Origin of the sequence: Desulfosporosinus fructosivorans (genome assembly GCF_004766045.1) — a bacterium.
Taxonomy (GTDB): domain Bacteria; phylum Bacillota; class Desulfitobacteriia; order Desulfitobacteriales; family Desulfitobacteriaceae; genus Desulfosporosinus; species Desulfosporosinus fructosivorans.
The window spans coordinates 147,121-159,606 of record NZ_SPQQ01000010.1 but is presented as its reverse complement, the minus strand read 5'-3'; the positions used below and the strand labels follow the sequence as shown (position 1 = coordinate 159,606).

Below are 12,486 nucleotides of genomic sequence, written 5' to 3'. Positions count from 1 at the left end.
TGAAGCGGGAATCCTATGATTGGATAAACTTAGAGGGGCTCATAATGCTAAGTTGGGTCTTTCGTACATGCATATTTAGTGATACAATTAAATAAGTTAAATGTTATGAATAGAGGGGAGATTATTATGTCCTTTACCTACTTTATCAGCTCAGACACCATTGGTCATCAAGACCCAGAGTTGGGCAAACGCCTGATGCATAGTTTCTTTTTGAAGCTCATGGAGGCGACTGAGAAACCGTCCCATATTCTTTTCTTAGAAAAAGGGGTGCAGCTTTTGCTACCCGAATTTACCGGTGTCGATGCCCTGAAAAGTTTAGCTGAGGAGTCGGGTGTCACTCTATTGGCTTGTGTGACCTGTTTGGATTATTACGGTATTAAGGATAAGATCGAGGTTGGAAAGGTTTCTACGATGGTTGAGATTATCGCCATTATGCATGAAAGCGATAAAGTGATACATATTTAAAAGTTCATGAATTTGAGTAACCAGTAGAGTATGAGGAGGATGAAAAATGGATAACAGAGAATTATGGACAGCCCTAGGTATGGATTTAGAGAAGCACGATGAGTTCTTAGCACCTGTACCCGCGATTTTTACGAGCCTATTCTTGGATCGGCCTAATCGCCCAAAAGCGATGGGGTATTTTGATATGATAGTCGGAGATGTTCATGGAATTCGCGTACATGAACTCTATGCAATGAAAGAAGCTGGCGCTAAGGTATTCTCGACCTTTTGCGTCTATGTTCCGGAGGAAATTGTCGTAGCGACGGGGAGCGCCAGTATCGGATTATGTGCTGGGGCCCAGTATACGGTTTCATCGGGGGAAAAGGTTTTGCCTCGAAACCTCTGTCCATTGATTAAGTCCACCATGGGCTTTAAACTAGACCGAATTTGCCCGTACTTTCAAGTTTCCGATTGGGTCATTGGGGAGACGACCTGTGATGGGAAGAAGAAGGCGTGGGAAATTCTCAATGAACATATTCCAACCTATGTGATGGACCTTCCACAAAAGAAAGAATCCAAAGATGCCCGTTTATGGGAAGAAGAAGTGCGTGAATTTGCCTCATTCATTGAACGTGAGACCAAGGTGGACTTAACCAAGGAGAATCTTGCTCAGGGAATTCAGAAGATCAACGCTAAACGCCAAGCGCTCCAAAGGTTAGCAGATTTAAGGAAACATAAACCGGCTCCTATTCACGGCTTAGATGTACTGCTGATCAATCAACTCTCTTTCTTTGACGATCCAGTTCGCTTCGCTACTCAAGTTAATGCTCTGTGTGATGAACTTGATGTGCGGGTTAAAGAGGGAATCGGAGTTGCACCCGTTGATGCACCAAGGATTTTAGTTACGGGAACTCCGCAACCACTTCCAGCATGGAAACTTCATGCCTTAATCGAACAAGCAGGGGCAGTCGTTGTTGGGGAGGAAACCTGTACGGGGGAACGCTATTATAAGGATATCACTGAGCCCGCAGATAACGTGTCGGATATGCTCGCCAATATTGCCAAGCGCCCTTTAAAGGTGAATTGCGCTTGCTTCACCCCGAATCAAGGGCGCATGGAAGATATAACATTTATGGCTGAAAACTTAAAAGCAGACGCCGTGATTGATTTTACCCTCCAGTTCTGCCAGACCTATGGCGTGGAAGGTTATTTTGTGGGCAAAGAAATGGAGAAGCAAAAGATCCCCTTCCTGCGACTAGAAAGTGATTTTTCCGAAGAAGATCAAGGGCAGCTCTTGACCCGGATTGAGGCTTTAATCGAGATGATTCGTGCATGAAGCAGGCTGGGTTAGATCTCGGCTCTGTTAACACAAAATTGGTCGTGTTAGAAAACGGAGAACGGATATACAGCCAAGTCATACTCTCCCGTTTCGATTCTGTCCAGGCGGGTTTGACCCTCTTAAAGTCTTACGTCCAAGAACACGGGGAAAAACCCGAAAAACTCGTGGTCACAGGGTATGGACGAGTAAACTTTCCCGAAGGAAGGGTGATTACAGAAATCACCTGTCAGTGTAGAGGGTGTCATGCTTATTTTCCCGATAACGCGTACATTCTCGACTTAGGGGGACAAGACGCTAAGGTCATTAGGAAAAACAGCGCGGGAAAAGTTGTCCAGTTTATCATGAATGACAAATGTGCTGCTGGAACAGGGCGTTTTTTAGATGTTATACTTAAAGGACTAGATTTAACGACTGAGGAACTGGCTTTAGCTGCAGAAGCTAAGCCAATGCCCATTAATTCCATGTGTACAGTGTTTGCCGAATCGGAAGTTATCACGATGCTTGCTAAAGGGATCCCTAAGCCTGAAGTAATAGCAGGACTTTTTAAAAGTACGGCAAAACGTCTCGCGATTTTTGTCGAGTCGGTGGGACATCCAGAACGTTTGATTTTCACTGGGGGAGGGGCACATTATACCCTCCTTGTCAGCTTCCTCGAACAGGAGTTAAAGGGGAAGGTTGTGATCCCACCAGAACCCGAATTAACCGCTGCTTTAGGTGCAGCATTACTTGCATAAAAACTGAGAATAGCACTTGCTTAAGGAGCAAGTGCTATTCTCAAAATAAATATAATAAGTACACTTATCAATGAGAATTTTGGGGAGAGATATTATTATAGAAAGAGAAAAAATACTCGATGTAAAAAGCAAGACGGGAGGATGTTTCCAAAGAGGTGAGCTTTATTGTAGGAAACTAGCAAAACGCGTAGACTATGTGAAGGATATGATGTAGAATACTTAGAGTCTAGTTCAGCAGATGTGAGTCAAATTATTGGAGGCCAACTAAAGTGAAAGACAATCCTAATAAGATATGGGTCGTAGTGAGCCCAATACGTGCGAGAAATCCAGAGTATTCTCAATATAATTCAGTCTTGGAGGCACTATCCGATTTTGATGATTGGACACTCGATTCAGATAGTATCGCAAGATGCGAAGTAATCTATCGAGGAATAACGATGATGCAGTCTTCAAAAGGTAAAGTAAGTGGTGCAGCATGCGAGCAGTATAACCGAGATTGCACAATAAGAAGCAAATTGCCAAACTCATTAGAAATACTAAATTGCGAAGAATGCGTAAAGAAAATAATAGTGGATTACGTAAAATAACAAAGTCCAAGTGTCTTGTCCTAGGCGGGGAATAGACAAAGCTACTGAAGCTATATTAGACGAAAGACCATGTGCGGAAGTTGCGGTGGAAGCTGCTAATAGTTAATCTTACAATAAGTGGGGTCTCACGATTGGATAAATAATAATTATCCATTCATGGGACCTAGAACTTTTTTTGCAGGTGCAGAACCAGATGGGCTGTATTATCAAGGTAAAGTATTGGAGTTTCCCAAACTTGATGATAAAATGGGACAGGGGGTGAGCATAAAATGAGCGAAGAGAGTACAATTCACCAATGCCAAATGCCAAATTGTGGATATATCTACAACTCAGAAAAAGGTTGTAAAAAAAGCAAAATACCGAAGGATGTTCCCTTTGAGGAGTTGCCAGATACTTGGAGATGTCCATTATGTGGTGCCAACAAAACAATGTTTAAACCCATGTAAGGGACGTTTGCTGATCTTTCAGCGGCAGTAGGTACTCGTTATTAAAACGGGTACCTTTTTTATACTTTGAACTACTCACCAGGATCTCGTTCAACTATAGTTGAACATCGACTTTGGAGCGAGTCTACCCACACCAAAGCAGAGCTCGAGGTACCAATCCTACTTGTAGGAGTAGGAGTCAGGATTGGATGAATTCGTGACATTTGGCTGGATTTTCCGAGCACTTCCTAATTCAAAATGTAGATAACATACCATTGGCATCAATTAATGCTATAATTATTAAACAGGGCTATGTTACGGTAGAACTTTACGAATAGAAGGGCGAAGGACTGGGATGATCGATAAACTCTTGAACATGTTGGATAAGTTTGATATCAAACGGGCCACAGAGCTTGGCAATAACAAAATATCTGCTACTGGTAATTTAACATATTCTGTGGAAGCCTTGATTCTACCAGAATATCGACATGTCAAAACACCACTGCCAGTTAAAGAATTTCTCGAAACTATCAAGGGAAAGCCTCTTCAAGAGGCAGATTTTCAAAGAGATAGTTTTAAGTTCTGCAAGGATTCTCTAACCTATTCTAGGCGACAGGAGACACCGGGAAAACCTGTAAAACCGGTATTTCTTAATACTTACGAGCCATTGTTTGACACTCTGAATAAGGCCCAAAAGGAATGGTACTTCTACTGGAGAAAAGAGGTACTGAGTGGTAACTACCTAAATACAGGCTCGGGTTACGTCTTTATATTTGTTTATGAACTTCTAAATTACACATTTAACGATAATGCAGCCTTTAATTTAAGCATGTTAGATCGGATTTTCCTGAATTATCAGGATAAGCATTATAGTTTGGATCATTTTCTGCCACGCTGGATTTGTGACTTTTGCTATGAGTTAGAGGAGTATGAGCTTGAAAAGAAGTGGAACGCTAAGATACGTAACTATGAGTCTTCCGATTATGAGACACTCAAACAATTTGAGAATAAATTAGAGACGGTTTCTATTACCTTTTGGAAACGATTTATCAGATATAATAAAACAGCTTTCTTTAAATCGAATAGAAATCTTATTTATAAAGTCTTCAAAATTTCGCTTGCGCTTTTAGAGAGGGAGTATCAAGTGCAAGGGGAAAAACTCATAGACGTATGGATACCACTCGATGCATCGGCCAGTTTTGAACGACGATTATTCTCAAATGCAGTGATTGCTCGCAGGGTTCAGAATAAACTGGAAGCCAAGCGGTTTCCATCGTTAAAAATGAGAACAGATCTATCAGCCTTATTTGTCCTAGCGAAAAACATTGCTAGAATTAAAGCTGGAGAAAAGCGTCAATTAAACGTCGATGAAACTCTCTTCCCAGAGGGTTTCAAAAATGCTCTCCAAGAGTTGTTTCAGGAGAAAGGGCAGCCTTCACTATTGTCTGAGAGTCGCTTTGTAAAGGCTCGAGGTAAAGGGTATGCGGGCTTGGGTAGTTCGATTCCGGAGCCTCCTGAAACTCTAAAACAAGACGTTACGGTGATCCCTCTAATTGAGTTTGACTTAGAACGGATTGATACGCTGGATAAGGAAAGCAAGGAGTTGCAAGAGATTTTTGCTCTTCGGTATGATGAGGAGGAATTTGAGCATCAAGAAATATCGGATCTGGAAAAAGGAAATGATTCGCTTGAGAAGCTGCACATATCAGAGCAAGAGAAAAAATCGGAGATAGACAAGGAAAAGCCGAGAGAAAAGCAAATTGTCCTGAATTTGTTGACACAGGTGTCCGAGGACGAGGATTTTGAGCTTTTCATGGACAAGCTTAGCAAGCTGGAATGCGATTTTCTCCTTGGGTTCAAAGATCTCATAAGGGTCAAGCAAGAGGGGATTAACTACCTTAAAACTCGTGGGGTCATGATGGGGGTCTTTATGAGCTCCCTCAACGAGAAGTCGTTGGACTATTTGGGGGACAACCTCATTGAACAAGAGGGAGACGTATTAAGGTTTAATGAAGATTTCAAGCAAGTGCTTCAAAGACTTACCGAGGAGGAATAGATTCGTGGCAGGAAAACTTCGTAAAAAAGATTCAACAGCAATTCTAAACTCACTCTATGGCGGAGTTGTCCCTAATAGGGGTCTGGAGCATATTATGGTCGGGCGCAAAGAAGAGGCTACTCAAATCTTGAAAGATTTAGAGACTGTGAAGGACGGAGCCTCGGTTATTAAATTTATTATTGGACCCTTTGGTTCGGGTAAAACGTTTCTGCAAGCCTTAATCCAACAAGTTGCCTTTAGTGAAAAATTCGTGGTCGGCAAGGTTGATTTTGATGCCAATCGCCGACTGTATGGCTCTGAGGGTAAGGCGGTGGCTACTTACTCAGAAATGATGAAAAATCTAGCGGTGGCTACTTCTCCCGATGGAAATGCAATGCCTATGATTTTGGATCAATGGATCAGTGACGTACAGACCAAAACCATGCAAGAAAAAGGGTATGGGTCTGTAGCGTATGATAATCCACAATTTATTATTGATGTGGAAAACGAGATTGCGGAGACAGCAAATAAAATGGATCGACTCGTGGGTGGATTTGATTTCGTACGAGTCCTAATGCAATATTTTAAGGGCTTTGTAGAAGATAACAATTCTCTACAGCGCAACGCACTGCGTTGGTTACGGGGGGAATATTCGACTAAAACTGAGGCTAGAGGGGATCTAGGAGTCAGAGACATTATTGATGACTCTAACTTTTATGATTATATTAAGGTCATAGCTCAGTTCGTCCGCCAAATCGGGTATTCTGGTTTGGTCGTCAATTTTGATGAGGCCATTAACCTTTATAAAATAACCCATCCACAATCTAGAGATAAGAATTACGAGACTATTCTCAAGATTTTTAACGATACACTACAAGGCAATGTCTCAGGTCTGTATATCATTTTTAGTGGCACCCCTGAGTTTCTCGAAGACGAACGGAGAGGGCTTTATAGTTATGAAGCCATCAAACGAAGACTAGTCCTAAATAAGTTTGAAAGTAATGAGTTCAGGGACTTATCTCAACCCGTGATTAAGCTCACCCCTCTTAAACAGGAAGAGTTGTACCTCTTGCTCAAGAACCTGGTAGAAATCCATGCATTCCATTATGACTATGAACTCAAGGTTAGTGGAGAAGAAATCCGTTCGTTTATCATTCGGGAATATTCAAGACCTGGAGCTTTAGAAAATTTAACAACAAGTGATATCATTCGAACCTTTATTGGTGGATTAAATATATTGCAGCAGAATCCAGGGTTTGATCGCTCGAAGATCTTTGGAGAACAGGAAAATGCGAAATCTCTGCCTCCTAAAAACCCGGTAGTAAGCCGGTTTAGTTCAACAAAGATTTAGTTTGTAGGGACAATTCATGAATTGTCCCTACAAACGTATAGGAACAACTGAATTAATGAGCAACAAACGTTGTAGATCGTAGGGTAAAATGGGGGTTGGAATATCGTGGATACCTTTAAGCTTTTATCAGAGAAAATGCAACAACGGATCTGGGCTATGAAATGGGAAAATTTCACCTCGGTTCAGGATCAAACGATCCCGCTGATCATGCAGACGGAATCAGATATCATAGTTTCTGCAAACACAGCTTCGGGAAAAACCGAAGCGGCTTTTCTACCTATTATCACTAAGATAGAAGATCGTGCCCAGGCGGAGCTGAAGGTACTCTATATTTCTCCCCTTAAAGCGTTAATCAATAACCAATTTGAACGGATTGAACGCTTATGCCAAAACAGTGAGATAAACATTCATCGTTGGCATGGGGATGTAGGGCAAAGTCAAAAAAACAAACTCCTTAAAAATCCTTCCGGAATACTTCAGATCACGCCTGAATCCCTAGAAAGCTTGTTTATTAACAAGACTGGACATTTATTACCCCTTTTCCAGGGGATAGAATTCATCGTGATTGATGAAATCCACTCGTTTCTCGATTCTCGGCGAGGGGCGCAACTACGTTCTCTGTTATCAAGGATGTATTCGTATACAAGGGTTCAACCACGTATCATAGGTTTATCGGCAACCATCCGAAATTTTAACCTCATCAAACAATGGGTTAATCCTCATCATCCTGAAGAGGTTGAAGTGGTCGAAGTCTCTGACGAGGACAAGGAACTTCAGTATTCCTTATTGCATTTTCCGGCTGGAAAGGACGGGAAAATGCCCTTAGAGCTCTTAGAAGACCTGAGAGAGGTTACTCGAGACTATCAATCTCTGATCTTTTGCAATAGTAGAGGCACGGTGGAAGAAACGACAGTCATGCTTAACCGTTTGGCGGAAAAGGAGGGAATCCAAGAAGGGTACTTTGCTTATCACTCCTCAATCGACAAAGCAGAAAGAGAGTACGTGGAGAAAAGGTTGGCAACCTCAAAGACCCCCCAAAGTATTGTCTGTACTAGTTCTCTCGAACTCGGCATAGATATAGGAGCGCTTGATCTTGTCTGTCAACTGGATACGACCTTTACGGTTTCCTCTCTTAAGCAACGCATTGGACGTTCTGGCAGAAAACAAGAGGATGCTCAGATCCTTCAGATGTATACGACCCGTGAAGACAGCCTGATACAGTCTATTGCCGTCATGAAGCTCTTGCTAGAAGGCTGGATTGAGCCAGCTGTGGGTTGTCCTGCACCCTATGATATTGCCTTCCACCAGATCATCTCTCTCTGTCAGGAGTACAATGGTGTAACTTGGAGCAGGCTCCTTCATGCCCTCGAAAATAATGCGACCTTTTATAAACTTCCCAAGAAGGACTTAGTAAGCCTAATTGAGCATATGGTGAGTACGGAAATGTTGGAGGTTGTTCCTGGACTCAATGAGTATATTGTAGGGCTCGAGGGAGAGCGATTGTTAAGAGGGAAAGATTTCTACTCAGTATTCATGATGGCTTCATATTATGATGTATACTGTGGCATGCGCAAGATCGGTCAACTCGATCGAGGGGTAAGGTTTGATATTGGGGAAAACGTCATCTTAGCAGGGAAATTATGGACGATTAAGGAAATGGATTCCAAAAAGAATAAGATTTTTGTCCACACTGCCGTGAATGCTAAGAAACCAAAGTATCTGAGTGATCCAGGTAAGATCAATCGTAAAATTGCAGAAACAATGTATGAGGTATTGTGTTCGGAAGATCAATTTCAATATCTTGATGACAACGCTAGCGAGTGTCTCGCGGGTGCAAGGAAAAAGTATTCCTTATATCATGTATCTTCAAATCAGCGTGTTGTTTGGGAGGTTCGTGATGCTCTGGTATTTGAACCTTACGTAGGAACTGTAATTTGCAATACGTTGATCTGGATGCTCAGAGCTGTATCTGGGTTAGATATCAAACGCAGACCGAGTCAAATAGAACGTATTGTTTTGCCTAGGCATGTCGACTTTCAAGATCTTATCGAAAAGATCCAAAAGCAAACTTGGGAGGACTCGGATCTTGTTTTCTTTATCCGGGAAAATGAGTGGCTGGTAACAAAATACTCGCCTTATTTGACAGGTGAGTTGCAAAGAAAAATGCATTTCATGAGTGAACTTGATATCAATGGGGCCTTAAAGTATCTAAAAAGTTCTCGATTATTAATAATTTCCTTGATTGGATAATATTAATAATTCATAGCATTCTTGGATAAGTGGTATAATATAAAAGCTCCTGCACTGCAGGAGCTTAAAGACTTAAATCATTATTACATATTGGGGGGGTGACTTAGGTCAAGTTGAAAATTGTTAAAGTCTGAAGTTTTTTGTTCTCGTGGTCTAGTACATCAGTCAGCGAGATATCTAAGGCATTGGATAGAGCTGCTATGTAAAAGAGCTGCTTGCCTAATTCCGCTTCTATGATGTCTCGGCAGTTATCGCAAATAAAGCCTTCGAGTTGGCTGTTCAAGAGTTCTTTGAGATCAGCAAGGTTGGCATCTGGCGGTATGGGTTTCTTTTGCGCATTGACTGAATGGCAACCGCAACTTGTCACCGATTTAACAACGGCACGGTTAACACGCGCAGACGTTTCTTGTCCTTTAGACAGGATATCCAAAATACTTTGATGACGGATTAACAGGGATTTTACAGTGCTTTGGAATTGGTCAGTGAGTTGTTCCATGTGTGCTATCCTCACTCCTTTCTGCCTACTCTATTATAACGAGACGGCTAGGCTATTGTCAATTTTCAAGAGGATTAAGGGATAAAAAGGGAAATTGACAGCCTTAAGACTTGTATGATATAATTTTAAAATTTTGACCCGGGCTTTGTTCCTTGCTATAATAAGATATAAGGGGGTGGCTAAATGTTTAAGGTTGGTGACAAAGTTGTATATCCGATGCATGGTGCCGGTATTATTGAATCGATTGAAGAGCGTGAAGTTCTCGGGGAAAAGCACCAATATTATGTCATGCATTTACCAGTAGGGAATATGAAATTGTTTATTCCCTTAAACAATGTGGAGAACTTAGGTTTACGGCAAGTAATTTCTCCGACTATGGTTAAAGATGTGTTAGAAGTACTAAGAACTAAAGACACGGCTGCCACATTAGCATGGAACCGACGCTATCGTGCGAACTTGGAAAAGATCAAGAGTGGCAATATTTTTGAAGTTGCCAATGTTGTGCGTAGCCTCGCTCAAAGGGATAATGAAAAAGGCCTTTCTACTGGAGAGAAAAAGATGTATGAGAATGCATGCCAAATTTTAATCAGTGAACTCGTGTTGACAGAGGGATCAGAAGAAGCAGATGTAAGACAATGGCTTGTAAAGGCTTTAGTTTTAGCGTAGCCGCAATACGTCGAAATGTGTTTTTTATGTATAGAGTTTGGTCTTCTAGTTGCACTTAGGCACAAGAAGACATATACTTTCTGTGTTATGTAAACAAAAAAAGTCCTATTGGAAGTCGAAAATATACTTAAATATCCTTTACTTGAAATTATATACTAATGTAAAGTATAATTGGAAAGACTTTTAGTCACAATAGGTAAAAAAGGAGGTGAAATGATGATTCGCAACTTAATACGCGGGATCATCACTCTGTTAGTAGGGGCGTTTGGATTTTATCTAAGTTATTTATTTTTACGCCTCAATCTTTTACAATCCTTAGGATGGAATATTTCTCCTGTTTGGACCTATGCCGCGATGGTTGTTTTATTTGCTGTTATCGGATTTTTAATTGCTCCAGTTAGTATTCGTTCTTTTCTTTCCTTAATGAGATGGATAGATTCACGTTTAACCCGGGTCCCAACACATGATCTTATGAGTGGAGCCGTTGGGGGAATCATAGGACTTATTATTTCAAGTTTATTTAGTAATTCATTTCGCGACATACAATTTTTTGGACCAATTTTGGCGGTTTTACTAAGCATTCTCTTGGGTTATTTGGGTTTGACGATTGGCATGAAGCGGAAAGAGGATGTCGTGGGTTTTCTCAGCTTCTTACCGAAATTTCGTGGAGATAAGGCGGAAAAAACAGACAAAAATAAGGAAACTAAAGTGGACGCCCCTATTGAGCGGGTGAATTATAAAATTCTTGATACCAGCGTAATTATTGATGGTCGGATTGCAGACATTGTCAAAACTGGGTTTGTAGAAGGAGTATTACTCATTCCAGGATTCGTCCTAGAGGAGCTTCGACATATCGCAGATTCTTCGGACTTGCTCAAACGAAATCGAGGGCGTAGAGGCCTTGATATACTCAATCAGATCTCCAAGGAAACGGCAATCAAAGTTCATATTCATGAACAAGACTTTGATGATATTAATGAAGTTGATAGTAAACTAGTGCGCTTGGGGCAAGTTTTAGGGTCGCCCCTTTTGACAAATGACTATAATCTTAACAAAGTGGCTGAACTACAAGGGGTTAAGGTTTTAAACATCAATGAATTGGCCAATGCCCTTAAACCGATAGTTTTACCCGGCGAAGAAATGTTAGTTCAAGTTATGAAAGAAGGAAAAGAACCGGGCCAGGGCGTAGCCTATCTGGATGACGGAACTATGATTGTTGTAGACACGGGACGACGCTTTATGGGACAAAATGTTACAGTTCTAGTAACGAGCGTTCTGCAAACCGCAGCTGGACGTATGATTTTTGCCAAGCCAAAAAGTGTTCTTGAAAAAAAGCCGATGGGCCTTCGTACAATTGACGAGGTGAATGCGATTGGCTGAGATTGGGATTGTTATCCCTGCAGCAGGTCAAGGCAAACGGATGGGGGCCGGATTCAACAAGCAATTTTTGTTACTACGGGGACAACCTATCTTGGTCCATACGGTTAGACTCTTCGAAGAATCCAGTTATGTTTCTGAAATTGTTATTGTAGGGGCGGAAAGCGATCTCCTTGTTATTAAAGAACTTGTCTATCATCATAAGTTCCTTAAAGTTGTTGCGATAATTCAAGGGGGAGCGCAACGCCAAGATTCCGTTCGTACAGGGGTTCAAGCTCTTAGTTCCACTATTCAACGGGTAGTGGTTCATGATGGGGCGAGGCCCCTTTTGACATTACAAGCATTTCATCGATTCTTAGAAGAGACTGAAGAGTTTTCTGCTGCAATTATGGGCATCCAGCTAAAGGATACGATAAAGAGAGTAGACCTATCTGGTAAAGTGCTCGAAACCCCGCCACGCGAAGGGTTGCGAGCTGTCCAAACACCTCAAATCTTTGACCGAGGGATATTAGAGGAAGCGCATCATCAGGCGGAAAAAGTTGGATACTATGGCACGGATGATGCCGCTTTGCTAGAGTGGATGGGGTATCCAGTCCAGATGGTTGAAGGCTCACAGGAGAATATTAAGGTGACTACACCTGATGATTTGTGGTTAGCTGAACGAATTCTTGCAATGCGTGAAGCGTGACGCTCGAGCAGGTGTGAGATAAGAGGCGCGAAAGACTGGAGAGCGACAGGGGGCTTCGAGGAAGCCAGAGGGACGGTTCTTTTGTCTAACCCTC

General features: G+C 41.8%; 12 protein-coding genes. 11 read left to right on the top strand and 1 reads right to left on the bottom strand.

The genetic code is table 11. The annotated features are described in order from the left end of the window. Positions 1–126 precede the first annotated feature (126 nt). From E4K67_RS23045 to E4K67_RS23010, 8 genes are all read left to right on the top strand, one after another. Complete coding sequence (locus E4K67_RS23045) at positions 127–465, top strand: DsrE family protein (protein WP_135551046.1); 339 nt, start codon at positions 127–129, stop codon at positions 463–465. A gap of 46 nt (positions 466–511) precedes the next feature. Next, the gene (locus E4K67_RS23040) at positions 512–1,780 is read left to right on the top strand and encodes a double-cubane-cluster-containing anaerobic reductase (protein WP_135551044.1); all 1,269 of its coding nucleotides are present in this window, start codon (positions 512–514) and stop codon (positions 1,778–1,780) included. Beyond that, positions 1,777–2,517 (top strand): acyl-CoA dehydratase activase, encoded by a 741-nt coding sequence (locus E4K67_RS23035; RefSeq protein ID WP_135551042.1) that lies wholly within the window; start codon positions 1,777–1,779, stop codon positions 2,515–2,517. Before E4K67_RS23040 ends, E4K67_RS23035 begins: the two co-directional genes overlap by 4 nt. 269 nt (positions 2,518–2,786) lie before the next feature. Continuing rightward, positions 2,787–3,104 (top strand): hypothetical protein, encoded by a 318-nt coding sequence (locus E4K67_RS23030; protein ID WP_135551040.1) that lies wholly within the window; start codon positions 2,787–2,789, stop codon positions 3,102–3,104. 269 nt (positions 3,105–3,373) lie between these two features. After that, complete coding sequence (locus tag E4K67_RS23025) at positions 3,374–3,550, top strand: rubredoxin (protein WP_135551038.1); 177 nt, start codon at positions 3,374–3,376, stop codon at positions 3,548–3,550. A 334-nt stretch (positions 3,551–3,884) separates the two neighbouring features. Next, on the top strand, positions 3,885–5,585 hold the full coding sequence (locus E4K67_RS23020) for a TerB N-terminal domain-containing protein (protein WP_135551036.1): 1,701 nt from the start codon (positions 3,885–3,887) through the stop codon (positions 5,583–5,585). 4 nt (positions 5,586–5,589) lie between these two features. Continuing rightward, positions 5,590–6,915, top strand: a complete 1,326-nt coding sequence (locus E4K67_RS23015) for an ATP-binding protein (protein WP_243454589.1) — start codon at positions 5,590–5,592, stop codon at positions 6,913–6,915. A 105-nt stretch (positions 6,916–7,020) separates the two neighbouring features. Next, on the top strand, positions 7,021–9,165 hold the full coding sequence (locus E4K67_RS23010) for a DEAD/DEAH box helicase (protein WP_243454588.1): 2,145 nt from the start codon (positions 7,021–7,023) through the stop codon (positions 9,163–9,165). Positions 9,166–9,268: 103 nt separating this feature from the next. On the opposite strand, the gene E4K67_RS23005 is transcribed toward E4K67_RS23010, so the two are convergent. Then, on the bottom strand, positions 9,269–9,661 hold the full coding sequence (locus E4K67_RS23005; RefSeq protein ID WP_135551031.1) for a nucleoside triphosphate pyrophosphohydrolase family protein: 393 nt from the start codon (positions 9,659–9,661) through the stop codon (positions 9,269–9,271). Between the two features lie 183 nt (positions 9,662–9,844). Between E4K67_RS23005 and E4K67_RS23000 the strand changes: the two genes are divergently transcribed. The 3 genes from E4K67_RS23000 (at position 9,845) to ispD (ending at position 12,392) form a co-directional block, all read left to right on the top strand. Then, a complete protein-coding gene (locus E4K67_RS23000; protein WP_135551029.1) occupies positions 9,845–10,327 on the top strand; it encodes a CarD family transcriptional regulator in 483 nt (160 codons plus the stop codon). Positions 10,328–10,543: 216 nt separating this feature from the next. Continuing rightward, positions 10,544–11,707 (top strand): PIN/TRAM domain-containing protein, encoded by a 1,164-nt coding sequence (locus E4K67_RS22995; protein ID WP_135551139.1) that lies wholly within the window; start codon positions 10,544–10,546, stop codon positions 11,705–11,707. Beyond that, entirely contained in the window at positions 11,700–12,392 is a 693-nt protein-coding gene (ispD, locus tag E4K67_RS22990; protein WP_135551027.1) for a 2-C-methyl-D-erythritol 4-phosphate cytidylyltransferase, read from the top strand. The genes E4K67_RS22995 and ispD overlap by 8 nt, the downstream gene beginning before the upstream one ends. Positions 12,393–12,486: the final 94 nt, after the last annotated feature.

What these genes read in the sequence shown, in the direction of transcription:
- E4K67_RS23025 (WP_135551038.1), top strand. Translation starts at nt 3,374, where the DNA reads ATGAGCGAAGAGAGTACAATTCACCAATGCCAAATGCCAAATTGTGGA.
- E4K67_RS23040 (WP_135551044.1), top strand. Translation starts at nt 512, where the DNA reads ATGGATAACAGAGAATTATGGACAGCCCTAGGTATGGATTTAGAGAAG.
- E4K67_RS22995 (WP_135551139.1), top strand. Translation starts at nt 10,544, where the DNA reads ATGATTCGCAACTTAATACGCGGGATCATCACTCTGTTAGTAGGGGCG.
- E4K67_RS23000 (WP_135551029.1), top strand. Translation starts at nt 9,845, where the DNA reads ATGTTTAAGGTTGGTGACAAAGTTGTATATCCGATGCATGGTGCCGGT.
- E4K67_RS23035 (WP_135551042.1), top strand. Translation starts at nt 1,777, where the DNA reads ATGAAGCAGGCTGGGTTAGATCTCGGCTCTGTTAACACAAAATTGGTC.
- E4K67_RS23005 (WP_135551031.1), bottom strand. Translation starts at nt 9,661, where the DNA reads ATGGAACAACTCACTGACCAATTCCAAAGCACTGTAAAATCCCTGTTA.
- E4K67_RS23020 (WP_135551036.1), top strand. Translation starts at nt 3,885, where the DNA reads ATGATCGATAAACTCTTGAACATGTTGGATAAGTTTGATATCAAACGG.
- E4K67_RS23045 (WP_135551046.1), top strand. Translation starts at nt 127, where the DNA reads ATGTCCTTTACCTACTTTATCAGCTCAGACACCATTGGTCATCAAGAC.